The sequence below is a fragment of the Polaribacter sejongensis genome (assembly GCF_038024065.1).
Classification (GTDB): domain Bacteria; phylum Bacteroidota; class Bacteroidia; order Flavobacteriales; family Flavobacteriaceae; genus Polaribacter; species Polaribacter sejongensis.
In genome coordinates this window covers 2,081,306-2,106,496 of sequence record NZ_CP150667.1, presented here as the reverse complement: position 1 = coordinate 2,106,496, position 25,191 = coordinate 2,081,306, and the positions used below count along the sequence as shown (strand labels likewise).

Below are 25,191 nucleotides of genomic sequence, written 5' to 3'. Positions count from 1 at the left end.
TAAATTATGGAAATGCAGCAATTTTATTACGATAATAAAATCGTAAAGAAATTTATCTATGCTACCCTGTTGTGGGGAATAGTAGGGTTTACAGTGGGACTTTTACTCGCTTTTATGTTTTTGTTCCCTGGGCTTACAGAAGGGATTTCATGGTTAAGTTTTGGCCGTTTAAGACCATTACATACAAATGCCGTAATTTTTGCCTTTGTAGGTAACGCTATTTATGCAGGTGTTTATTATTCGCTTCAGCGTTTACTAAAAGCAAGAATGGCTAGTAATTTTTTAAGTAATTTTAACTTCTGGGGTTGGCAAGCAATTATAGTTGCGGCAGCCATAACATTGCCTTTAGGATATACTTCATCTAAAGAATATGCAGAGTTAGAATGGCCAATAGATATTGCTATTGCATTGGTGTGGGTTGCGTTTGGTGTAAACATGATCTGGACGATCTTACAAAGAAGACAACGTCACTTATATGTAGCTATTTGGTTTTATCTAGCAACATTTGTAACAGTTGCTGTGTTACATATCTTTAATAGTTTGGCATTACCGGTTACCTTTTTAAAATCATATTCTGTGTATGCAGGAGTGCAAGATGCTTTAGTTCAATGGTGGTACGGGCATAATGCTGTAGCGTTTTTCTTAACAACACCGTTTTTAGGATTGATGTATTATTTTGTGCCAAAAGCAGCAAACAGACCAGTATATTCTTATAGATTGTCTATTGTACACTTTTGGTCTTTAATATTTATTTATATCTGGGCAGGACCTCACCATTTATTATATACTTCATTACCAGAATGGGCTCAGAATTTAGGAGTTGCATTTTCTATAATGTTATTAGCACCTTCTTGGGGTGGTATGATAAACGGTTTATTAACTTTAAGAGGAGCTTGGGATAAAGTAAGAACAGACCCTGTTTTAAAATTTATGGTTGTTGCAATTACCGGTTATGGTATGGCAACGTTTGAAGGACCAATGTTATCTTTAAAAAATGTAAATGCAATTGCACATTACAGTGATTGGATTATTGCCCACGTTCACGTTGGTGCATTAGCTTGGAACGGATTCTTTACTTTTGGTATGTTATACTGGATGGTACCAAGAATGTTTAAAACAAAATTATATTCAGTTGCCTTAGCAAACGTGCATTTCTGGATTGGTACTTTAGGTATTATATTATACACGTTACCAATGTATGTAGCAGGTTTTGTACAGGCTTCTATGTGGAAACAATTTAACCCAGATGGATCTTTAACATACGGTAACTTCTTAGAAACTGTTAGTGAAATTATACCAATGTACTGGATGCGTGCAATTGGAGGAAGTTTATTTATTCTTGGTGCATTTGTAATGCTATACAATATTATTTTAACAGTAAGATCTGGTAGCAAAGTAGAAGATGAGTTAGCAGAAGCAGCTGCTTTAACAGTTGTGCCTAAACACAGAACTAAAGGAGAAGGATGGCATACTTGGATTGAAAGAAAACCTATTAAATTAACAATTTTTGCAACGATTGCTATTTTAATTGGAGGAGCAGTTCAAATTATTCCTACCCTATTAGTGAAATCTAATATTCCTACAATTAGTAGTGTAAAACCTTATACTCCATTAGAGTTAGAAGGACGAGATCTTTATATTAGAGAAGGGTGTGTTGGTTGTCACTCTCAAATGATAAGACCTTTTAGAAGTGAGGTAGAGCGTTATGGTGAATATTCTAAAGGAGGTGAGTATGTATATGATCATCCATTTTTATGGGGATCTAAACGTACAGGACCAGATTTACATAGAATTGGAGCTAAATATTCAGATAGTTGGCACTTAAACCATATGTATGATCCACAAAGTACTTCTCCAGGTTCTATTATGCCTTCTTATAAATGGTTAATTACAGATGAATTAGATAAATCTAATACTGAATCTAAAATGGAGGTGATGGTTACTTTAGGTGTTCCTTATTCAGAAGATGAAATAGCAAATGCACAACAGCATATGTTAGACCAAGGAACTAAGATTGAGCAAAACTTATATGCAGATCCAGATTTTGCAAAAAATTATGAAGCAGATAAAAAGTATGCAGAAGAAAATGGTGAGGCTTTCATTGAAATGAGAAACAGAGAGATTGTTGCAGTAATAGCTTACATACAACGTTTAGGTACTGATATAAAAGTAAAAGACGAACAACAAATAACTAAAAACTAAGACGATGTTAAAATTTGTAAAAGGTCACATGGAGAGTATTTTAGGAATCGAAATTTATCCTTTAATATCATTAATCATATTTTTTACTTTTTTTGTTGCCTTATTCTTGTGGGTATTTACAGCGAAAAAAGAATATATAAATAAGGTAAGTAATTTACCATTAGAGAACTAAAACGAAAAAAAATGAAAAAATATTTTCAATCTACAATCTATATAATCTTTGTCATTGTTACATTTTTAGCGCTTGCAAAGTCGTTTATGGTGTACGAAAACCCATTTGATATTTATGAGAATCCTTTAGTTTGGATCGCTCTTATTGGTTTCGTTTTAGTTGTTGTACTAAAGGAAATGGTAAATGTAATTGCCATTGCTAAAGCAACAGAATTAAAAAATGAAAAATTAGGTATTGTTCCTGAAGAAAGTAATGCTTGGATTAAAAAGCTATTACAATCATGGACAAAGTCTAAAGATATTGATAACGAGCAAGAAATAATTTTAGAACATAACTATGATGGAATTCAAGAGTTAGACAATACGTTACCTCCTTGGTGGGTGTATATGTTTTATGCTTCTATTGTTTTTGCAATTGTGTATTTAGTAAGATTTGAAGTCTTAGATGGCGATAATCAAATTGTAGAATATGATAAAGCGGTTGCAGAAGCGAAAGCTGCTTTAAAAGAATATAAATCTACAGCACCAGCAACAGATTTTATAACTGCAGAAAATGTAACTTTATTAACCGATGCTAAAGATTTAGGTAGAGGTAAAGCCGTTTTTAAATTGAACTGTGCATCTTGTCATATTGCAGATGGTGGTGGAGCTATTGGACCAAACTTAACAGATGAATTCTGGATTTTAGGTGGTGGTATTAAAAATGTTTTTAGTACTATTTCCAATGGAGGTAGAGATGGTAAAGGGATGATAGCTTGGAATAAAACTTTAAAAGCAGATGATATTGCTAAAGTTGCGAGTTATGTAATTTCTTTACAAGGTACCACACCTGCAAATGCTAAAGCTCCTGAAGGAGATAAATGGGTTGCAGAAGGTGTAACGGTAACTTCAACTGAAGAGGAAGCTCCTGTAGAAACAGAAGTAGAATAACTGATAATACAAGTTAATTAGTAGATTTATGGAAACTCCTAAAAACGAACAATTTAGAGATAGTATTGGTACGATTGATAAATCTGGTAACCGTTCTTGGGTTTTTCCTAAAAAGCCTAGTGGAAAATTTTATAAATACAGGTCTTACGTAAGTTACTTTTTATTAGCATTTCTTTTAGCAGCTCCTTTTATAAAGATTAATGGGAATCAGTTTTTGCTCTTTAATGTTATAGAACGTAAATTTAATATTTTTGGATTTCCTTTTTGGCCACAAGACTTTTACTTATTGGTAATTTCAATGATTGTAGGTGTTGTGTTTATCATTCTATTTACAGTTATTTTTGGTCGTATTTTCTGTGGATGGATTTGTCCGCAAACCATTTTTTTAGAAATGGTTTTTAGAAAAGTAGAATACTGGATTGATGGAGATAGAGGAAAGCAAATACGTTTAGATAAACAAGCTTGGAACGCTGATAAAATTAGAAAAAGACTTTTAAAATGGTTTATTTTCTTTGTTATTTCTTTTCTGATTGCCAATGTGTTTCTAGCATATTTAATTGGTGGTGACACATTAATAACTTACATAACTGGCAGTCCTTTAGACAATACAAGTACGCTAATTTCATTAATTATATTTACGTGTGTTTTCTATTTTATTTTTGCATGGTTTAGAGAGCAGGTTTGTATTATTGCTTGTCCGTATGGTAGACTGCAAGGAGTTTTATTAGATAACAAAACCATTAACGTAGCATACGATCATAAACGAGGTGAACGAGAGGCAGGAAGATCTAAGTTTAAGAAAAACGAAGATAGAGAGGCTATTGGTAAAGGAGATTGTATAGATTGTAAACAATGTGTTGTTGTTTGCCCTACCGGGATAGATATTAGAAACGGTACACAATTAGAGTGTGTAAATTGTACTGCTTGTATTGATGAATGTGATCACATGATGGAAAGTGTTGGTTTACCAAAAGGATTAATACGATACGAAAGCGAAGAAAATATCGAGAAGAAGAAACCTTTTAAACTAAATGCAAGAATTAAAGGGTATTCTGCAGTCTTATTTATTTTAGTAGGAGTTTTAATAGGAATGTTGTTTTTAAGAAATGATGTTGAAGCAACTATTTTAAGGTTACCAGGGCAATTGTATCAACATAAAGAAAATAACATTATTAGTAATGTGTATACTTTTAAGGTGATAAATAAAACAACCAAAGATATAAATGACGTTAGCTATAAACTAATGTCTCAAAAAGGAACTATAAAATTAGTAACCAATCAAGATTTTAGTATTCCTAAACAAGGTTTAGCCGAAGGAACTTTATTTATAGAAATAAATTCATCAGCATTAAAAAAAGATAAAATTAAGTTAGAAATAGGTGTTTATAGTGGCGACGAATTAATTGAAACTACCATAACCAACTTTTTAGGACCTAGAAGTTACAAATAAACAACATTATGAAATTTAATTGGGGAACAGGAATTACTATTGCAATAGTCGCTTTTATGAGTTTTATTTTATACATGGTTATTACTATGAGTACAGATAAATCTTATAGTTACGATTTAGTTACAGAAAATTATTATCAACAAGAAGTACATTTTCAAGGTGAAATTAATGCAGAGCAAAATGGCGCCAAGTATAAAGATAAAGTAACTATTCAAAGAACAGTAGAAGGTTTAAAAATAGAATTTCCTAAAGAGTTATCTCCAAATGAAATTACAGGAAAAGTGTTCCTATATAGACCGTCTAATAAACAATTAGATTTTGAAATACCTATTTCAATCTCTAATACATATTTGCTCGTGCCTGAGAAACGTTTATTAGATGGTCGTTGGAACATTAATTTAGCCTTCAAATATAAGGATAAAGAATACTTAATTAAAAGAGAAATACAGTATTAATGTTTTTATCGGCAATATTATTTGGGTTATTAGGTAGTTTCCACTGTGTTGGTATGTGCGGACCTATTGCCTTTATGTTGCCAATTGATAGACAAAATAAAACTAAAGGTTTTCTCCAAATTTTAAGCTATCATTTTGGTCGGTTATTTAGTTATAGTCTTATCGGTTTATTATTTGGGTTTTTAGGTAAGGGGTTTTATTTCTTCGGATTTCAACAGCAACTATCTATAATTGTTGGTGTCAGTATGATTTTGATGGTGATTTTTCCTAGATTTTTTTCAAAAATAAATTTTTCTAAGGGCATCAATAAAGTTATTTTTAAAGTAAAGAATGCATTAGGCAAAGAGTTGAAAAAGAAGAGAAATGACACTTTTTTTACCATCGGTTTTTTAAATGGATTTTTACCTTGTGGTTTGGTCTATATGGCTGTTTTTGGAGCTTTAGCTACTACAAATGCTTTTTCAGGAAGTTTATACATGTTTTTATTTGGTTTGGGTACTATTCCTTTAATGACTTCTGTCGTTTACCTGGGCAACTTTACCAAAGGTACTCTTAGAAAAAAAATTCAAAAAGCAATACCCGTTGTGGTTGTATTTATTGGGGTTTTATTTGTTTTAAGAGGACTAGGTCTTGGAATTCCTTATGTTTCTCCTGCTCCGGTTATAGATGTTATTAATGCGAATGAAATTTGTCATTAACTGTTTTTATTCTTTCTCTTTAAATTTTCTGTATTAATCATATATTTAGCCTGTTAGATGAAATGTATACAACTAATTGTACAAAATTTTTAACTTGAAAAGTGTTTTCTATAAGAAAAAGAATATATTTGATATCTTATAATACTTTTTCTTTAATGAAATTAAATTACGTAAAATATTGTTTACTATGTGTTTTGTTTTTTTCTTTAAAAAATTACGCACAAGAAACATTACCGATTTATCAAGATTATTTATCTGATAACGTGTATTTGGTGCACCCATCTGCTGCAGGTATTGGTAATTCTAGTAAATTACGTTTTACAGCAAGACAGCAATGGTCTGGTATACCAGATGCACCTGCTTTGCAAACTATAAGTTTCCATTCTAGATTTGGCGCTGAAACAAATGCAGCTTTTGGTGTAGTTTTGTTTAATGATAAAAATGGATATCACTCTCAAAAAGGAATTCAAGGTACGTATGCGTATCATTTACCTTTAAATGATAATGGTAATTATTTTGAGCAATTATCTTTCGGGTTGTCTTTTACATTTGTTCAAAATCAATCCGATCAAAGTAGTTTTACTGGAGATCCATCTATCAGTCAAACAATAGAAACTAGTAGTTATTATAATTCAGATTTTAGTGCTGCTTACCATAGAGGAGGTTTTTCATCTTATTTTACAGTAAAGAATTTATTATTAACAGCTAAAAATAATTTAAATGTTTCAGAACCTTTAAATTTAAGGAATTATGTTTTTTCTGCTGGATATTATTATGATGAAAATTATTATTTTCAATTAGAACCTTCCTTTATGCTTCAAGTAAAGGAAAATACAGGACAGAAAATTGCAGATTTTAATTTAAAAGGATATAAAACGCTTAACAACTATCAATTATGGTTAGCTTTGTCTTATAGAAGAAGTTTTGATGCCGATGCTGTTGAGAACTCCCAATTTGTATCTCCAATAGTTGGTTTAAACTATAAAAACGTTATGTTTTCTTATACCTATACAAACCAAATAGGAGATGTAGTTTTAACAAAAACAGGATTTCATCAATTAACTTTAGGGATTAACTTATGGACGCAAGATAAAAATTGGCGTAGTATGCCTAATATTAATAATTCATTTATCGGTTTCTAAAAATCTTTTTCAGTAACTATTCTTGTATTGCTTTTATCAGAAACTAACATTTCTAATACATTTTTTTCTTTGTTGATAAAAAATTGATGTACACCTTTTTCTTTATTCTTATTTATTAGTAAATGTTTTTCTAAAATATTTTTGGTTTGTCTTGCTACGGCTTGACCAGAATCTATAATTTGAATTTTATTTCCAACCAATTTTCTTATTTGTGGAATTAAGTAAGGGTAGTGTGTGCAACCTAAAACTAAGCAATCTACGTTCTCTTCCATTAAAGGATTAACATAGGCTGATAATAATGCTGTCATCTCCTTAGAGTGCAGTTTACCATCTTCTATAAGCTCTACTAAACCAGTTCCTATTATTTCTTTGCGTATAATTTTTTGGTTGATGGAATGTGATGTTTGCTCAAACAACTCACTATTTAAAGTCCCTTTTGTAGCAAGTATGCCAATGGTATTGGTTTTTGTTTGCAAAGCAGCAGTTTTAATAGCTGGCTCTATTCCTATAAATGGAATATCGTATTTTTCTCTTAAAACTTTTATGGCGTTTGTAGTTGCAGTGTTACAGGCTACAATTATAATTTTACAATTTTGTTTTAGTAAAAACTCGGTGTTTTTAATCGATAAATCAATAATCTCTTGTTTGCTTTTATCGCCATAAGGAGCGTTTTTACTATCTGATAAATAAATAGTATTCTCTTGTGGTAAAAGTGCGTTAATTTCTTTCCAAATGGAAGTGCCGCCTACACCAGAGTCGAATATGCCAATAGGAAATTTATTAGGTTTTACCATGTTCTGTAAAAATAAAAAAACCTACTGAATTTCAGTAGGTTTTAATTTGTAATATTAAGTAGATTTATTAAAAACCTAATTTAGCTTTTACGTCGTTAAATAAGTCTTCACCTTTTTTAACTAATAAACCTTTACCAACAGAAGCATCTAAAACATATACTACACCTTTAGAAGCAGCTACAGCATCGATAGCAGTTTGTGCTTTTTCTATGATTGGTTGTAAACCTTCATTTTGTTTTTTCTGCATATCTTGGTAAGCAAATCTTCTTGCTTGCTCAATTTTTGCAGCTTCTTGTTGTAATTCTTGAGCTCTTGTATCATTAGTTTCGTTGGTTTGTCCTTTAGACTCTGCAACATACTTTTGTCTAGTAGCTTCAATTTTCTTTTCCATTCCTGTAATCTCATCTTGGTACGTTTTACCAAGCTTCTCCATATCTAATTTTAGAGTTTTAGTCTGAGGCATTTCAGCAACTAATTTTTCAAAGTCTATATGACCTATTTTTTGTGCATTTGCAACACCTGCTAGTCCTAAAGTAAATACAGCGATTAATAGTAACGATTTTAAATTTTTCATTCTTGTTTTAATTTAATTATTATTCTTGTTCTTCTTTTTGTTCTTCTTTTTTCTTTCTTAAAGCTTCTTTCTTAGCTCTTAACAATTCTCTCTTTTCTTCTCGCTCTTTTAAAAGTTTTTCTCTTTTTTCTGCGATTAACTTCTTTTTTGCTTCAACATCAGCAATTCTCTTTGCTTGTGCTTGTTCTTTTTTTGCGAGAGCTTCTTTTTGTCTATCTGTTAACTCGTTTTTAGGAGCTAGGTTTCTCTCTTCTCTTTGTTTTCCTTTTTCAGCAATTAATCTGCTACGATCTATAGTTGCTAAAACAAGGTCGCTAATATCGTATTTTTTATTTGAATATAGCATCACCAAGTCAGTAGATTTATCAAAAACAAAGTCATAATTTTTTCTTAAAGAAATACTTTGTATTGCATTGTAAACTTGATCTTGAATTGGCTTAACCAATTGTTTTCTTACAGAAAACATATCTCCATTTGGTCCAAAGTACAAAGATTCAAGTCTTCTTAATTCTACTTGTTTTAAACTAATTTCTTCTTCTTTCTCTTCAATTAAATCTTTTGTTAGAATTGCTTTTTCATTTGCTAAGTCTGTTTTTAAGATTTCTATATGTCTAGCTTGTTCATCTAGTTTTTTTCTCCATTTTGCAACTTTAGCATCCAACGTGTTTTGCGCATCTAGATATTCTGGAACATTTTCTAGAATATACTCCATATCTATATAGGCAATTGATTGACCCCTTTGAGACCAAGAAAAAGTAACACTAAGTAAAAGAACGATTACTAAAAATATTTTTTTCATTTGTATTATGTATTTAGAAAAAACCGTGCCAAAAAAACTTTTCCTTTACAATGCTGCAGTTTTTTTAGAATTGTTTTCCAATTATAAAGTGTGTTTGCCAACCAGATTTTTCACTCTGTAAAGGTAATGGATCAAATCCATGTGCAAAATCAATTCCTAATAAACCAAATGCAGGCATAAATATTCTTACCCCAACACCAGCTGAACGTTTTAAATCAAATGGGTTAAACTCATCGAAATCATCATAAGAATTACCAGCTTCTAAGAACCCAAGTGTATAAATAGATGCAGAAGGTGCATCTGTAATTGAATAACGTAATTCTAATTGAAATTTATTATAAATGGTTCCACCATAGTTAGATGAAAGTCCACTGTTTTCATATCCTCTTAAACCTACTGTCTCTCTACCATCTAATTGGTAAGCAGCAATACCATCTCCACCAACAAAATAACGCTCTACAGGTGTTGCTCCTAAATCACTATTATAAGAACCTAAATAACCTGCTTCTGCATTGGTCATTAATACCAATTTGTCTGTAAATGCAGTGTACCATTTTCCTTTAAAATTTAATTTATAGTACTCTAACCATTTGTATTTGTCTACAGCATCTAAACTACTGTCATTATAATCTTTATTATTCAATAAAGAATAAGGGAATGTTGCTTTTGCTCCAACCGTAAACTCAGATCCGTATGTAGGGAATATTAAACTTGGTCCTGCAGAGTTTCTTGATAAAGAAATATTGTAAGAAAGGTTGTTTAAAGTACCATTGTTTAAGTTTAAACCTGCTAAACCAAAGTTATAGTTGTTAGATTTTAAAGCTTGGTAACTGATAGATTGTGATAATTGGAAAAAATCATCTGGCCATTTTAAACGCTGTCCTAATCCTACAGAAGCTCCAATAATACCTAAGCTTTTACTTTTATCTACATCATAAGTAGTATAATCTAATTGATATTGATTAGAAGAATATACAGAAAAAGATAATGATTTTGGTTTTTTACCACCTAACCATGGTTCTGTAAAAGAAAAACTATATGTATTGTATGTTCTACTCGTTTGTAATCTTAAAGATAGTGTTTGACCATCTCCCATTGGTAAAGGCTTGTAAGCCTCCTTGTTAAAAATGTTTCTTATAGAAAAGTTGTTGAATGATAAACCTAAAGTTCCTATAAAAGAACCACCACCATAACCACCTTGTAATTCTATTTGACTACCACCTTTTTCTACAACAGAAAAGTCTATATCTGCTGTTTTATTTTGATAATCTGGTATTACATCTGGCGAAACATTAGAGTCAAAGAAACCTAATTGACCAATTTCTCTAATAGATCTAATAATAGCACTTCTACTAAATAAGTCTCCCGGTTTTACGCGTAGTTCTCTAAATAAAACATGGTCATTCGTTTTGTCGTTACCAGAAACAGTTACTTTTTTAATACGAGCTTTTTCATCTTCTCTAATTCTAATCTCTACTGTAATAGAATCATTTTTAACTTTAGTTTCTACAGCATTCACAGAAGAGAATAAAAAACCGTTATCTTGGTATAAAGTAGAAATATCTTGAGATGTTGGACTACCATCACCTTTAACTCGCTCTTCTAAAACAGCACCATTATATACGTCTCCTTTTTCAATTTTTAAATATAATTGAAGTTGTTCTGCAGTGTATTCTTTATTACCAACAAATAAAATTTCTGCAAATCTATATTGTCTTCCTTCTTCTAATTCTAAATCAATATCGATGGTGTTGTCATCATTCCAACTAATTTTATCACTAAGAATACGTGCATCTCTGTATCCTAATCTACTATATTTATCTAAAATACTTTCTAAATCTTCCTGAAAGTCTTCTTCTATATATTTAGATCCTTTCCAAAAACGACCAAGAAGTTTTTCTTTGGTGTTTTTCATCGCTTTTTTAAGTTTCTTATCAGAAAGCGCTTTATTTCCTACAAAATTAATGTCTTTAATTTTAATTTTTTTGCCTTTATCAATAAAAATAGCCATGTTAACAATGTTAATATCTGATGTATCTTTTTTAACATCTAAATTAACTTTTGTTTTTAGGAAACCTTTATCTGTATATTTTTTTGTGAAGTAATTTTTAGTAGTAACAATAAGGTTATCAGTAACCATTGCTCCTTTTTTTAATTCAGCATCTTTTTTAAGTTCTTTTGCTTTTCCTTTTTTAATACCTGCAATTGTTATATTGTTTAACTGAGGTAATTCTAAGACATCAAATTGTAGGTAAACTGTGCTACCATCTAATCTTGCTAGGTAAACATCTACATTACTAAACTGCTTACTTTCGTATAGCTTTTTAATGGCACTTGTAAGTTTGTCTCCGGGTAATTTAATAGGTTGCCCATTTCTTAAGCCTGTAAAAACCCTAACAGTTTCTTCACTAAACTTTTTTAAACCGGTTACACTTATGCCCCCTAGCGTGTATTCTTTCCCTTTTTCAAAGGATGTATCTTTTATAGAGGTAGTGTCTATTTTTACTGTCGATAAACTATCTATTTCAGTTTGTGCCTTAGCACTAAAAGTAAAAAATAATGCTGTTAACATTATTGATGCAGAAAGTAATTTCATAAAAAATTTATTCTGTAATTTGTTCGCTTGTTTTTCCAAATCTTCGTTCTCTATTCTGATAATCTATGATTGCATCGTAAAAATGCTCTTCTCTAAAGTCTGGCCAAAGTATATCTGTAAAATATAATTCGGCATATGCCATTTGCCATAATAAGAAATTACTAATGCGTTGTTCTCCACTAGTTCTAATCATTAAGTCTACGTCGGGCAAATTAAACGTATATAAATGGTTATTTATAGTATTTTCATCAATTTCTTCGATATTTATCTCATTATTAACAACTTTTTTGGATATGTTTTTAATAGTATTAACAATTTCTTCTCTAGAACCATAGCTAAGAGCAAAGGTTAATACAATATCTGTGTTGTCTTTTGTTTGAGAAATTACATCTCCTAATACTTTTTGTGCTTTTTTTGGTAAGCTTTCTATAGCTCCAATTGCGTTTACTTTTACGCCATTTTTCATGAAGCCAGGTAATTCCTTTTTTAAAGAATTAATTAATAAACTCATTAAAGCATCAACTTCTAATTTAGGGCGGTTCCAGTTTTCTGTAGAAAAAGCGTATAAAGTAATTGCCTCTATGTTTACTTGAGAAGCTGCACTAACAGACTCTCTAACAGCGGTTAAGGCGTTTCTATGGCCGAAAATTCTATTCATTCCTTTACCTTTAGCCCAACGGCCATTACCATCCATTATAATGGCAACATGTTTTGGTGTTCTTTGTAGGTCGATTAGTAATTTTTTATCCATAGTTTTTTATAATCCGTTTGTATAACAAGCAGGTCTACCAAATGTGTAGATTAAAGAAACCCCAGTAAACATATACCAGTCATTACCTGTGCCGTCTAAATTTACATTTGGTGTATCGTTAGAAAGGTAATCTAAATCATCTTCCAAAGTATATCTAAATTTTGCTTCAATTGCAAAAGCTAAAGTACCATATAATTTAGACTTATAACCAAAACCGAAAGGAATAGCCAAAGACGTTTTCTTTCCTAATTTTTCTATTCCTCCTGTTGGTAAGTATGAACTTACGTTTGTATGATTAAAAACAGCCAATTCTAAGATTAGGTAAGGAGTCCAAGTTTTATCATAAGATGATAAATCATACTCATAGAAATTATATTCGATACCAACAGCTAATTCATTTATATTGTTAGAAAAATTGTATGTTTTTCCACTAGCGTCTAATCGATCTCTTCTATACCCCGTGTCTGCATCTGCATCATTTCCTGAAATAGGTAGAAGGCTGTAAGTTGCTCTTAAAGCAATTCTAGGATTCCAATTATACTTGTATGTAATGCCACCAGCGAGTTCATTCGGGTAAAAGTAGTAGTTTTTACCAATGTCACCAACATAGTTAGTACCTCCAATAGTAAGGCCTACCTCATGAAGTTGCCCCATGAAAATGGAGGTAAAACTTACAAATACAAAAAATAATATTCTTTTTTTCATTATAAAATAGTGGGCAAATATAGAAATTTCAAATTGCTTTATAAAGTTAATATATAGTCTTTTTTGAATAACAACATTTTTAAAGAAATATTGTAAGTACTCCGTTAAACATTTGTTTTGTTTCTAATGTCTTCTCCCCACAAAAGTTTACTTCTTAATGTCTTTAAAAAAGATTGGTTTTTAGGTAAGATACTTTTAATGGTGAAATCTGTTTTTTCTATTAAAATTTTTGTGTGATTGGCTACCGTGGTAACTCTAGAATCTAAAGATACTAAGTAGCTTTTTTCTCTAGAATCTACTTCTAGTTCTACTTTAGTTTCATCGGAGATTACTATAGGTCTTGCATTTAAGTTATGCGGTGCAATAGGTGTAATAACAATGTTTTTAGAATCTGGTAATATTACAGGTCCGTTACAACTTAATGAATAGCCTGTAGAACCTGTTGGTGTAGATATAATTAAGCCGTCTGCCCAATAATTGGTAAGATACTCTCCATTTAAATAGGTTTTTACCCCAATCATAGAAGTAGTATTCTTTTTGGCAACAGTTACTTCATTTAAAGCAAAATTTAACTCTTCAAAATCTTTTGTTTTAGGTTCTGTCTTCACAGATAAAAGGGTTCTTTCTTGTATGGTGTATTCGCCTTTTAAAACCAGATTTATACTTTCTTCTATAACATCTTTGGCAACGATGGCTAAAAAACCTAATCTACCTGTATTTATACCTAAAATAGGAATGTCTAAATCTCTAATATGGGTTGCAGAACGTAAAAATGTACCGTCTCCACCAAGTGTAAGCATAATATCAAAACTATTGTCTAAGTCATTAAAATTATCGAATGATTTGTAGGAGTCTTCTAATACTTCGTGTTCTATTAAAAGATTGTAAAACTTATGTTCAATATAAAAATCAATCTTATTTTTTTGTAAAACGTGTATTAATGTTTTAACTTCTTTTTCTGATGTAATCGCGTATGATTGACCGTAAATTGCTGCTTTTTTCAATACGTTTTTTTATTTTTTTGTAAATGTATTCTTATAGGTTTACATATCTAAATATTTCTGTAAATATTCAGACCTACTTTTTAAATCTTCTAAATAAATGTCATTTTCATGCATAGATATAATTTTATAATCATACCTTCTAAAAGTTTGCATAATTTCATTTATTTCTTCAGATATTACTTTGATGGTAACTTGTACATTATCTAAATTCTTTTCGGAAATATACAAGCCTAATAATTGACCTCCACTAGCTTCTATAATTTGTACAACCTGACTCATAGAGTAGTCGTTCCTTAATTTCTCTATAATTAAAGTCTCACTTTCTTCAACCATAAACGGACTTGTAGAAAAAACATCTAAAACATCACGCAAATCAAAATAACCAATATAATCTTTGGCTTCATTTAAAACAGGTATAATGTTGGTGTCATTGTCTGCAAAAATCTTTAAAAGTTCTAAAAGAGTTGCTTTTTCATCAGCAAAAAAAGAATTTAATAAATGTGCATGTTCAACTAACTCTTCGTTATTATTTTCTATGGTTTGTATATCATCTTCAGCAAAAGAACCTAATAATTTATTATTTTCAATAATAGGAAAATGTGTTATATGATTGTTTCTTAACACTTTTTGAGCACTTTTAACAGTGTCTTTTAAGCGAAGTGGTTTTATTTGATCTAATAAATAGTCGTTCATATTCATGCTTTACGAATATAGGATAAAATGATTTAATAAATTATATTTGCAGCCTAATTTTAGACAATGACAAAGTTAAGTGTAAATATTAATAAAATAGCAACTTTAAGAAATTCTCGTGGAGGAAATGTCCCTAATTTGTTAAAAGTAGCCAGTGATATAGAAGAGTTTGGTGCTCAGGGAATAACAATTCACCCAAGACCAGACGAAAGACATATTCGTTATCAAGATGCAAGAGATTTAAAAAATATTGTTACTACCGAATATAATATTGAAGGAAACCCTATAAAATCTTTTATGGATTTGGTCTTAGAAATAAAACCAACGCAGGTTACTTTGGTACCAGATGCTTTAGATGCAATTACTTCTAATGCAGGTTGGGATACCATTACACATCAATCTTTTTTACAAGAAGTAATTAGAGAGTTTCAACAAAACGGAATTAGAACTTCAATTTTTATTGATACAGATGCTAAGTTGATTGAAGCTGCTGCAAAAACAGGCGCGGATAGAATAGAATTGTACACAGAAGATTTTGCAACGCAATATGATTTAGGAAATAAAGAAGCTATAAAACCTTATACGGAAGCTGCTGTTTTAGCTCATAAATTAGGTTTAGGTATTAATGCTGGGCACGATTTAAGCTTAGATAATATTAAATTCTTTAAAGAAAATATTCCTAATTTGGCAGAAGTTTCTATTGGGCACGCGCTTATTGCAGAGAGTTTGTACTTAGGTTTAGAGAATGTTGTAAATATGTATTTACATCGTTTGAAATAAGTTTACAGTATTCAGTCTCAGTAATCAGTTTTTAGTTGCAGTCGCAGTTTTTAGAAAAATTCTGTGAAACTCTGAGATTTCTCTGCGAATCTCCGTGTAATAATTATAAAAAATAAAGTATGTCTAACAATCCAATATTACATTCAACCATAAAAGGGGAAGGAAAACCATTGTTAATTTTACATGGTTATTTTGGAATGTCTGATAACTGGAAAACAATTGGAAATCAGTTTGCTGAAGATTACCAAGTCCATTTAATAGACCAAAGAAATCACGGACGTAGCTTTCATGAAGATGAATTTAATTATGAGGTTTTAGTAGAAGATTTACATGCTTATATTCAGCATTATCAGCTAGAGTCAGTACATATTATTGGGCATTCTATGGGCGGCAAAACCGCGATGTTGTTTGCGGTAACGTATCCGGATTTGGTTGATAAATTAATTGTTGTTGATATTTCTCCAAGAATGTATCAACCGCATCATAATGCAATTTTAGCTGGATTAAATTCTATTGATTTTTCTGTAGAGAATACCAGAACTTTGGTTGATAAAAAATTGTCAGCTTTAATTCCAGATTTTGGTGTGCGTCAGTTTCTGTTGAAAAACGTCTATTGGAAAGAAAAAGGGCAATTGGCATTTCGATTTAATTTAGAGTCTTTAACAGATAATAATCCTGCTGTGGGAGAAGCTTTGCCTTCGTTTACAGTTTTCGAAAAAGAAACGTTGTTTTTAAAAGGATCAAAATCGGACTATATTACACAAGACGAAGAACCAATTATTGAAGCACATTTTCCGAATTCTAAAATTATAGAAATTAAAAATGCAGGGCATTGGCTGCATGCTGAAAATCCGAAGGATTTTTACACTGAAGTTTCTGAGTTTTTGAAGTAATAGTTAAGGTTTCGTTACTTGTTTTATTAACTAAATTAGTAAACTAAAACGAGCCAGATGGAATTTCGAATGAGTTTTCAATTAGGCTCTAACTAGCAATGAATCATATGTATTGTGTCTTATAGGGCTCAAGGAACAAAATAAATACCAAGAAGAATTGTTCAATAATTTTCAGTTGAGCAGTTGAACTCTTAATACAATGTAGTTTTAAAGTTAGATATTTTTAATAATTAGGCGAAACTTTATTATGGCAATTGCGGACAAAAATATATTGATCCTATCGTTTTTGTTAAACTCTCTTTTAAGGCCACTAAACTTTAGATTTGTATTCCATTTGCTGTTATAATTATTATAATGTCCATTTTTACGTTCGTAATTTATATTATAGCTAACTTTATTGATATGGAGACTTTTTATTCGATATATCTGAAGATAACGAAATTTGGTACAAAAAAACCTCATCAATTAATAAGATGAGGTTTTAAATATGTATAAAAAATGTTTATATTACTTAGGATCTAAAATAGTATCAATTCTATCTACAACATCTTGTAAGTGGTAACGTGTTAAAGTGTTTCCTCTGTTAGAAGCAGATTTTACATCACGTTGTAAACGTTTCAACTCTCCTCTTGCTACAGATTTTACATCAGATTGATTGATGTTAATAGCAGTACTTTTTCTATAGCCACTGTTTACACCTCTTTGGTCTGATGCTTTGTTTAAAAGATAATCTAATCTATCTAAATAAGCTCTTTGTAAATTTCTTCTGTAAGTATCAATAGATTTACCAGTGTAGATTTCACTCCAAACACCTTTTCTTAAATCGCTCATCATACTAATTAATGAATATGCTTTTGTTCCATTAGAAGTTTCGTTTTCGATCATACGAGCCATTCTACCAGCGTTTAACATATTGTTTAAAGTTGATGCTTGTAAACCACGTACTCTTTCTACAGAACCAGAAAATTCGGTTTTGCTAAAGATGTTTTGATCTAACATCCATGTAGGAGTTTTAAACAACTCATCAATTACAAATTGTAAAGCTTCTTTTTGAGTTGCTTTGTCTACATAAGTATAAACAGCACCTTCTTGGTCTGTAGTTTTATAGTTTTCATATACACCCCCAACATTTGCAGTTACATGCCCCATATATCTATTAAACTGACCTAATACTTGTCCGTACATCGTAGATAAATTATCATAATTTTCACCTTTATCAGAAGTCCATTCTTCTAATCTTGGTAAAATTCTTTGTAAATTTTTAATTCCATACATAGAAGCTTTCATTGCATTGTCTCCTAAATCTTCTGTTTGAGAACTAGGATCTACAACACCACCTGCTTGCTGATGTCCGAATCTATACATTGGGTCTCCAGCATGTTTTAAGATCCAAGAATCTAAAATAGGCTTTTCATCTTTAGCCTCTGTATCTAAAATAGGTCTGTATCCCCAAGAGATTGCATATTTATCATACACACCAATATTTGGCATTAAGGCAACACCTTTATCTTCTGGTTGTGCCACATAATTAAAACGAGCATAATCCATAATAGAAGGTGCTGTTCCGTATTTTTTTGTAAATGAAGCAGAACGTAAAGAATCTACAGGATATGCATTAGAACTTCCCATATTATGAGGTAAACCTAACGTGTGCCCTAACTCGTGAGAAGACACAAATTTGATTAATTCACCCATAGTTTCAGTCTTAAAATTATTACTTCTTGCGTCTGGGTTGATTGCCGCAGTTTGAATAAAGAACCAGTTGTGTAATAAAGACATTACATTATGATACCAATTAATATCAGATTCTAAGATTTCTCCAGATCTTGGATCACTTACGTGAGGTCCGTTTGCATTAGGAATAGGAGATGCTAAATATCTAATTACAGAATAACGTACATCTTCTGGACTGTATTCTGGGTCTTCTTCTTTGGTTGGTGCTCTTTTACCAATAATAGCGTTTTTAAAACCTGCTGCTTCAAAAGCAACTTGCCAATCATTTACACCTTGTATAATATAAGGAACCCATTCTTCTGGAGTTGCCCTATCTACGTAGTAAACAATTTGTTTTTTAGGTTCTACTAATTCTCCTCTTTTAAATTTTTCGATATCTTCATCTTTTACTTCTAAACGATATCTATCTAAATATTTAACTGTTTTACTTTTTTGAGCATCTAAACCATAATCTACTTGACCTCTAGTAAACCATCCTACACGTTCATCAAAATAACGACGTTTCATTGGTACTTTAGGTAGTAAAACCATTGAGTTACTCATTTCTAAAGTAATAGAACCCAAAGAGCTATTAGAAGGTGCTTTACTTGCAAAATATGTTTTTACATGTCTTGTTTCTATGTTTTTAGGGTAACTACTAACTCTTTCTATATAAGAACGGTCCTTGTCCATTCTTGTTACACCGTACGCTTTTCTATAAAAACCAGGAAAACCTAAAGGTTTTATATCTGTAGAAAATAAAGAAGTAGCATCTATAACAGTTGCTGTAGAGTCTTTACTAATTGCTTTTATAGGAAAAGAAAATAGAATAGGCTCTAAGTTAGAGTTTACAACGGCTTTATGAACTGGTAAGATAGTATCTGCAACAATATCATGAGAAACAATTCTTAATAGAATTTGTTTGTTCTTTCTTTCCCAACGTAACACTTGTGTGTTTGTTTTTCCACCACCAAAACCAATTCCGGTTGCAGTTTTTGCAATTCTTGTAACCATTAACATTTCTCTTGTTAAAAGAGAATCTGGTATTTCAAAAAGATAAGAATTACCTTTTGTGTGAACTTTAAATAGACCTTCGTCTGTTTTATGGTCTTTGGTAACCACTTTTCCGTAAGGCTGAATGTCTCCTTTTTCGGGTTTCTTTTTTGGAGTTTGCTTAGGAGTTTCATCCTTTTTCTTCTTCCAAAATTGGGCTTCTGTTTGAGTTGTAAAACCAAAAACAAAAGCAACTAAAAGTAATTTAGTAAGTAATCTTTTTGTCATCATTAAAGTATTATTTGAATTGGTTTCGAAATTAAGAAAACGCTGAAGTATTGAGTCTTAAATATATGTTAAAGGGAAAGGAGGAAATCAATAAAGAGAGCTTCTTAATAAGTAGATTGGGTAAATAGCATAGGGTAGAAGTACCTTTGGTTGTTTAATCTGAAGAATTCATTAAAATAAGTTCTATTAAAGTAGTGTATTTAATAGTTGACGTTTCTTTTTACAGTAAAAAAAAACTCATCTACAATTTATTTTTGTAGATGAGTAATGTTAGCTTTTGTTATAGAAATTAACTATAAAAAATATTTTTGGTAATGCTTAATACGCTCTTTTATCATTTCCTTCATAGAAATTAATGAAGGCTTGGTTTACAACTCTCATTCCTCCGGGAGTTGGGTAGTTTCCTGTAAAATACCAATCTCCTAAATTATCTGGACATGCTTTATGCAAACCTTCTATAGATTGATAAATCACTTCCACTTCTGCTTTAATATCTTTTGTTTTTAGCATTTCTGCTATTTTCTTTGATATTTCTTCTGCTGAAAAAGGTTTGTAAATTTCTTTTACATAATTTACAACATCTTCATCATTAGCACCTTGTTGAGCTTTAGATTTTTTATAAACCTCTTCTACAATATGATATTGATTGGTGTCTTTTAATAATTCTAGAGCAGCATTAAAAGCAATAAAACCATCAATTTTTGCCATGTCAATTCCGTAACAATCTGGGTAACGAATTTGTGGAGCAGAAGAAACTACTACTATCTTTTTAGGACTTAATCGATCTAAAATTCTAATAATACTTTTCTTTAAAGTTGTTCCACGAACAATACTATCATCAATGATAACTAGGTTATCAGTAGGTTTTACAACACCATATGTAATGTCATAAACATGCTCTACCAAATCATCTCTACTGCTATCATCTGCAATAAAAGTTCTTAATTTTGCATCTTTAATGGCTATTTTTTCAAAACGAGGTCTTTCAGATAAAATTTCTGTAACCTTTTGTGCTGATAATTTTGTTCCACCAGCTAAAATTTTAGCTGTTTTTTGTTGGTTTAATAAATCTTCAGCAGCTTCTACCATTCCGTAGAAAGAAGTTTCTGCTGTGTTTGGTATAAAAGAAAATACGGTGTTAGAAATATCGCTATTAATAGATTCTAAAATCTTTGGGAATACTATTTTTCCTAAGTCTTTTCGTTCTTTATAAATAGAAGCATCACTTCCTCTAGAAAAATAGATACGTTCAAAAGAACAAGATAATTTTTCTCTAGGCTCTATAATTTTCTTAATTGAAGTTACGCCACTTTTCTTAATAATTAAAGCATGTCCTCTTTCTAATTCTTGAACGTCTTCTATCTTTACATTAAAAACAGTTTGAATAACTGGTCTTTCTGAAGCGACAACTACAACTTCTTCATCTTCATAAAAATAAGTAGGTCTAATTCCGTTTGGATCTCTTAAAACAAAAGCATCTCCATGACCAACTAAACCTGCCATAGCATAACCACCATCCCAGTTTCTAGAAGATCTTTTTAATACTTTTTTAAGTTTTAAATTTTCTTCGATGTAAGGTGAAGCATCTCTTTTATTAAATCCTTTTTTCTTTGCTTCTTGGTATAATTTGCCAACTTCATCTTCTAAAAAATGACCAATTTTTTCCATTACAGTTACCGTATCTGTAAATTCTTTAGGGTGCTGCCCTAACTCAATTAATTCTTCAAGTATTTGGTTAGAATTAGTCATGTTAAAGTTACCAGCAACTATTAAGTTTTTATGTTTCCAGTTACTTTGACGTAAAAAAGGGTGTACACTTTCTATACTATTTTTACCAAATGTACCATAACGTACGTGCCCTAAAAATAAGTTTCCAACATAAGGCATGTTTTCTTCTTGCCAAGCAACGTCGTCTTTTTTGTCTGGATTTTGTTCTAAAACTTTATTTAAACGTTCATTAATTTGAGCAAAAACATCTTGTATTGGCTGCGATTGATTAGAACGTACTCTACTAATATATCTTGTACCTGGTTCTACATTAAATTTTACGCTAGCAAAACCTGCACCATCTTGTCCACGATTGTGCTGTTTTTCCATTAATAAATACATTTTATTAATTCCGTAAAAAGCAGAACCGTATTTGTCTTTATAAAACTGTAACGGTTTCTTTAATCTAACAAGTGCAATTCCACATTCATGTTTAATAGCATCGCTCATTGGTCTTTATAGTTTTTTTGTTGTGTTGTTGAAAAAAAAAATCCGCAGCAAAAACCGCGGATTAAAATTAAGATATTTTTATATCAAACTGTGTTAATTCTTTAAAAGCTTGTAATCGCTTTTTAACTTCTTCCGTTGTAAGTGTTTCCATGCGCTCTGTACCAAACTTTTCTACACAAAAAGAGGCAAGGTTAGAACCGTAGATAATTGCATTTTTCATGTTGTTAAAAGAAATGTCTTCTGTTTTAGCTAAATAACCACAAAAACCACCAGCAAATGTATCTCCAGCTCCTGTAGGGTCAAAAACTTCTGCTAAAGGTAATGCAGGCGCATAAAACATATCTCCTTCATTAAATAATAAAGCACCATGTTCTCCTTTTTTGATTACGACATATTTAGGTCCCATTTCATGAATCTTTTTAGCTGCATTTACTAAAGAATATTCTCCAGATAATTGACGCGCTTCTTCATCATTAATAGTTACTACATCTACACGTTTTAAAACAGTATGTAAATCATCTAAAGCAATGTCCATCCAAAAATTCATAGTATCTAAAACTACTAGTTTTGGTCTTTCTGTCATTTGATCTAATACAGATGCTTGTGTTAACGGGTGTAAATTCCCTAACATTACAATACCTGCATCTTTAAAGTTTTCTGGTACAACTGGTGTAAAAGTTTCTAATACATTTAATTCTGTAATTAAAGTATCTCTAGAGTTCATATCATTATGATATTTACCACTCCAGAAAAAAGTTTTACCTTTTTTGTCAACCTCAATTCCATCAGTATTAATACCTTTAGAATTCATCATTTCTAAGTAAGATTCAGAAAAATCTCCACCAACTACAGAAACAACGCCTGTTTTTACTCCAAATTGACTTGCAGCTAGACCTACATAGGTTCCAGATCCACCTAATATTTTGTCAGTTTTCCCAAAAGGGGTTTCAATTGCATCAAAAGCTACTGTACCAACTGCTAATAATTTACTCATTTCTTAGATTTTATACGTAATTTTGCATTTTATAAAATGCTTTTTAAAAAGTGCAAAAATAAGTTTTAAAAATGACTATCAAAGAAATACAAGAAGAAATTATTGATGAGTTTTCTATGTTTGATGATTGGATGGAGCGCTATGAGTACATTATAGAGTTAGGTAAATCGTTACCAATTATTGAGGATGCGAATAAATTAGATGAAAATTTAATAAAAGGTTGCCAGTCTAAAGTTTGGTTATATTCTGAATTAGAGGGAGATATTATTAAATTTTCTGCGGATAGTGATGCTATATTAACCAAGGGTATTGTGGCATTGTTATTGAGGGTATATTCAAACCAAAAACCGGTAGATATTTTAGGGGCTTCTACAGATTTTATTGATGAAATCGGTTTAAAAGAACATTTATCACCAACAAGAGCAAATGGTTTAGTTTCTATGGTTAAGTACATAAAAATGTATGCCATTGCACAACAAACTAAATTAGGAAATTAAAAATACAATTGGTGAAAACTAATTGTTAAATGAAATATAATGACAGATAAAGAGTTAGAAGTAATAGGAGATAAAATTGTAAATGTTTTAAAAACAATTTATGATCCAGAAATTCCGGTAGATATTTACGAATTAGGTTTAATTTATGACGTTTTTGTATCTGAAGATAATAATGCAAAAATATTAATGACATTAACCTCACCTAATTGTCCGGTAGCAGAAAGTTTGCCAGTTGAGATTGAAGATAAAGTAAAAACTTTAGAGGAAATTAAAAGCTGTGAAGTAGAAATTACTTTTGATCCTACTTGGACACAAGATATGATGAGTGAAGAAGCAAAACTAGAACTGGGAATGCTATAAAATAGTTCTCACTAACAGTTTTCTGAATAAAACAACCAATGTCATTTCTAAATGAGCTTTTTTAAGCGATTGAGAAATTTCAACTTTGAAACTTTAATAATGCAAGAAGAAATTATAAATAGGGTTACAAATAGTAAACTTAAAACCTTTGATTTAGAAGAAATCTATCCAGAAGGAAAAAGAGTGGTATTTGATGTTAAAGATTGGTTGTTTCAAGAGTTAATCTTAAAAGAAAAAGACTTTAGAGAATCGGTACAAAACCACGATTGGTCTCAATACAAAAATAGTTTTGTAGCTATTTCTTGTTCTGTAGATGCAATAATTCCTTCTTGGGCTTTTATGTTAGTGGCGTCAGAATTAATTCCGTTTGCAAATAAAGTGGTGATTGGAGATTTAGAGTTGTTAGAAACAGTTCTTTATCAAGAATTAATTGGTTTTTTAGATCTTAAGGAATTTATTAATGCACCAGTTATCATAAAAGGGTGTGCAAATAAGCCAATCCCTAATTCCGCTTATGTTTTTTTAATAGAAAAATTACAACCTGTAGCAAGGTCTATTATGTTTGGAGAAGCTTGCTCGACAGTGCCTTTATATAAAATTAAAAAATAATTTACAATGAGAAGATTATTACTTCTTTTACTCGTTCTTTTTTCTACTTCTTTTTATGCACAAAAAAAGAAGAAAGATACTTTACCCATTCCTAAATGGAAAATTAACGGTAAATTTAGTTTTGTTTTTAATCAATCTTCCTTTTCTAATTGGTCTTCTGGAGGAGAAAATACAGTTGCAGGAAATTTAACGGTAGATTATAATTTTAATTACAAAAAAGACAATGTAAACTGGGATACTAGAATGATAACAGGCTATGGTATTAGTCATTTTAGTGAAAAAGGGCATCGTAAAACAATTGATCGTTTTGAGTTAAATAGTTTATTTGGGTACAAAACATCTAATTATTGGTTTTTTTCGTTTCTAGGTAATTTAAAATCACAATATTCAAAAGGCTATAATTATACCAATGAACCTAAGTTGGTTGTTTCAGACTTTTTTTCACCTGCATATTTAACTTTTGGTCCTGGTATGTTATGGAAGAGATCAGATAGATTAAATATAAATATAGCGCCATCAACCGCAAGATATACTTTTGTAAATGATGATTTTTCAGGTGAATTTGGTGTTGATGAAGATAGTAATACCGCGTTTAGTTTAGGTTTTAACTTATCTGGACTTTATAAATTTACTTTGATGGATAATATTGAAATGGAAAATATTTTAACCATGTATTCAGATTATTTGAATGATGTTGGTAATGTGGATGTTGATTACCAAACAAATATTAGTTTTAAGGTAAATAAGTCTATAAAAATGCAAATGACTTTTCAAACAGTAATTGATGACAATGCTTCTAGTAGTGTTCAGTTTAGAGAAATGTTTGGTTTAGGTTTAAATTATAATTTCCACCAAAAAGTGACTTATTAATATTTTTATTGTC

24 protein-coding genes are annotated in these 25,191 nt (G+C 30.7%); 13 read left to right on the top strand and 11 right to left on the bottom strand.

The window, feature by feature from the left end; translation table 11 throughout:
• Positions 1 to 6: 6 nt before the first annotated feature.
• The 7 genes from ccoN to WHD08_RS08750 all read left to right on the top strand — a co-directional run bounded on the left by ccoN (position 7) and on the right by WHD08_RS08750 (position 7,048).
• Positions 7 to 2,202 carry a cytochrome-c oxidase, cbb3-type subunit I gene (ccoN, locus tag WHD08_RS08780; RefSeq protein WP_165732237.1) on the top strand — a complete coding sequence of 732 codons (2,196 nt, stop codon included), beginning with the start codon at positions 7 to 9 and terminating at the stop codon, positions 2,200 to 2,202.
• A 4-nt stretch (positions 2,203 to 2,206) separates the two neighbouring features.
• Positions 2,207 to 2,374: a CcoQ/FixQ family Cbb3-type cytochrome c oxidase assembly chaperone gene (locus tag WHD08_RS08775; protein ID WP_165732239.1), complete on the top strand. Its 168-nt coding sequence runs from the start codon at positions 2,207 to 2,209 to the stop codon at positions 2,372 to 2,374.
• Positions 2,375 to 2,385: 11 nt separating this feature from the next.
• Positions 2,386 to 3,303, top strand: a complete 918-nt coding sequence (locus WHD08_RS08770) for a cbb3-type cytochrome c oxidase N-terminal domain-containing protein (RefSeq protein WP_165732241.1) — start codon at positions 2,386 to 2,388, stop codon at positions 3,301 to 3,303.
• A 28-nt stretch (positions 3,304 to 3,331) separates the two neighbouring features.
• Positions 3,332 to 4,753, top strand: a complete 1,422-nt coding sequence (gene ccoG / locus WHD08_RS08765; RefSeq protein ID WP_208891087.1) for a cytochrome c oxidase accessory protein CcoG — start codon at positions 3,332 to 3,334, stop codon at positions 4,751 to 4,753.
• 8 nt (positions 4,754 to 4,761) lie between these two features.
• Positions 4,762 to 5,208, top strand: coding sequence for a FixH family protein (locus tag WHD08_RS08760; RefSeq protein WP_165732245.1), 447 nt, complete (start codon positions 4,762 to 4,764; stop codon positions 5,206 to 5,208).
• Positions 5,208 to 5,906, top strand: coding sequence for a sulfite exporter TauE/SafE family protein (locus tag WHD08_RS08755; protein ID WP_165732247.1), 699 nt, complete (start codon positions 5,208 to 5,210; stop codon positions 5,904 to 5,906). The genes WHD08_RS08760 and WHD08_RS08755 overlap by 1 nt, the downstream gene beginning before the upstream one ends.
• A gap of 155 nt (positions 5,907 to 6,061) precedes the next feature.
• The gene (locus WHD08_RS08750; RefSeq protein ID WP_208891088.1) at positions 6,062 to 7,048 is read left to right on the top strand and encodes a PorP/SprF family type IX secretion system membrane protein; all 987 of its coding nucleotides are present in this window, start codon (positions 6,062 to 6,064) and stop codon (positions 7,046 to 7,048) included.
• Here the strand turns inward: WHD08_RS08750 and murI are convergent.
• The 8 genes from murI to WHD08_RS08710 all read right to left on the bottom strand — a co-directional run bounded on the left by murI (position 7,045) and on the right by WHD08_RS08710 (position 14,964).
• Positions 7,045 to 7,842, bottom strand: coding sequence for a glutamate racemase (murI, locus tag WHD08_RS08745; RefSeq protein ID WP_208891089.1), 798 nt, complete (start codon positions 7,840 to 7,842; stop codon positions 7,045 to 7,047). The genes WHD08_RS08750 and murI overlap by 4 nt on opposite strands.
• Positions 7,843 to 7,909: 67 nt before the next feature.
• Complete coding sequence (locus tag WHD08_RS08740; protein WP_165732252.1) at positions 7,910 to 8,416, bottom strand: OmpH family outer membrane protein; 507 nt, start codon at positions 8,414 to 8,416, stop codon at positions 7,910 to 7,912.
• A 19-nt stretch (positions 8,417 to 8,435) separates the two neighbouring features.
• Positions 8,436 to 9,215, bottom strand: a complete 780-nt coding sequence (locus tag WHD08_RS08735; protein WP_165732254.1) for an OmpH family outer membrane protein — start codon at positions 9,213 to 9,215, stop codon at positions 8,436 to 8,438.
• A 64-nt stretch (positions 9,216 to 9,279) separates the two neighbouring features.
• Entirely contained in the window at positions 9,280 to 11,811 is a 2,532-nt protein-coding gene (gene bamA, locus WHD08_RS08730) for an outer membrane protein assembly factor BamA (protein WP_208891090.1), read from the bottom strand.
• Positions 11,812 to 11,818: 7 nt separating this feature from the next.
• On the bottom strand, positions 11,819 to 12,562 hold the full coding sequence (locus WHD08_RS08725) for an isoprenyl transferase (protein ID WP_165732258.1): 744 nt from the start codon (positions 12,560 to 12,562) through the stop codon (positions 11,819 to 11,821).
• 6 nt (positions 12,563 to 12,568) lie between these two features.
• The gene (locus tag WHD08_RS08720) at positions 12,569 to 13,267 is read right to left on the bottom strand and encodes a DUF6089 family protein (protein ID WP_208891091.1); all 699 of its coding nucleotides are present in this window, start codon (positions 13,265 to 13,267) and stop codon (positions 12,569 to 12,571) included.
• 104 nt (positions 13,268 to 13,371) lie between these two features.
• Positions 13,372 to 14,271, bottom strand: coding sequence for an NAD kinase (locus tag WHD08_RS08715; RefSeq protein WP_208891092.1), 900 nt, complete (start codon positions 14,269 to 14,271; stop codon positions 13,372 to 13,374).
• Positions 14,272 to 14,310: 39 nt separating this feature from the next.
• Positions 14,311 to 14,964, bottom strand: a complete 654-nt coding sequence (locus WHD08_RS08710; protein WP_244183335.1) for a CBS domain-containing protein — start codon at positions 14,962 to 14,964, stop codon at positions 14,311 to 14,313.
• 66 nt (positions 14,965 to 15,030) lie between these two features.
• Between WHD08_RS08710 and WHD08_RS08705 the strand changes: the two genes are divergently transcribed.
• Together WHD08_RS08705 and WHD08_RS08700 are read left to right on the top strand one after the other, a co-directional pair.
• On the top strand, positions 15,031 to 15,744 hold the full coding sequence (locus WHD08_RS08705) for a pyridoxine 5'-phosphate synthase (protein ID WP_208891094.1): 714 nt from the start codon (positions 15,031 to 15,033) through the stop codon (positions 15,742 to 15,744).
• Positions 15,745 to 15,863: 119 nt separating this feature from the next.
• Complete coding sequence (locus WHD08_RS08700; protein ID WP_208891095.1) at positions 15,864 to 16,637, top strand: alpha/beta fold hydrolase; 774 nt, start codon at positions 15,864 to 15,866, stop codon at positions 16,635 to 16,637.
• A 507-nt stretch (positions 16,638 to 17,144) separates the two neighbouring features.
• Here WHD08_RS08700 and WHD08_RS08695 read toward each other — a convergent pair.
• From WHD08_RS08695 to WHD08_RS08685, 3 genes are all read right to left on the bottom strand, one after another.
• Positions 17,145 to 19,631: a zinc-dependent metalloprotease gene (locus tag WHD08_RS08695; RefSeq protein WP_208891210.1), complete on the bottom strand. Its 2,487-nt coding sequence runs from the start codon at positions 19,629 to 19,631 to the stop codon at positions 17,145 to 17,147.
• 318 nt (positions 19,632 to 19,949) lie between these two features.
• Positions 19,950 to 21,848, bottom strand: a complete 1,899-nt coding sequence (locus WHD08_RS08690; RefSeq protein ID WP_208891096.1) for an amidophosphoribosyltransferase — start codon at positions 21,846 to 21,848, stop codon at positions 19,950 to 19,952.
• A 67-nt stretch (positions 21,849 to 21,915) separates the two neighbouring features.
• Positions 21,916 to 22,842, bottom strand: coding sequence for a PfkB family carbohydrate kinase (locus WHD08_RS08685; protein ID WP_208891097.1), 927 nt, complete (start codon positions 22,840 to 22,842; stop codon positions 21,916 to 21,918).
• A gap of 71 nt (positions 22,843 to 22,913) precedes the next feature.
• On the opposite strand from WHD08_RS08685, the gene WHD08_RS08680 reads away from it, so the two are divergent.
• From WHD08_RS08680 to WHD08_RS08665, 4 genes are all read left to right on the top strand, one after another.
• Entirely contained in the window at positions 22,914 to 23,339 is a 426-nt protein-coding gene (locus WHD08_RS08680; RefSeq protein WP_165733067.1) for a SufE family protein, read from the top strand.
• 39 nt (positions 23,340 to 23,378) lie between these two features.
• Entirely contained in the window at positions 23,379 to 23,699 is a 321-nt protein-coding gene (locus WHD08_RS08675) for a DUF59 domain-containing protein (RefSeq protein WP_165733066.1), read from the top strand.
• A 99-nt stretch (positions 23,700 to 23,798) separates the two neighbouring features.
• Positions 23,799 to 24,308 carry a DUF2480 family protein gene (locus WHD08_RS08670; protein WP_165733065.1) on the top strand — a complete coding sequence of 170 codons (510 nt, stop codon included), beginning with the start codon at positions 23,799 to 23,801 and terminating at the stop codon, positions 24,306 to 24,308.
• Between the two features lie 6 nt (positions 24,309 to 24,314).
• The gene (locus WHD08_RS08665; protein ID WP_208891098.1) at positions 24,315 to 25,178 is read left to right on the top strand and encodes a DUF3078 domain-containing protein; all 864 of its coding nucleotides are present in this window, start codon (positions 24,315 to 24,317) and stop codon (positions 25,176 to 25,178) included.
• The last annotated feature ends 13 nt before the right edge of the window (positions 25,179 to 25,191 follow it).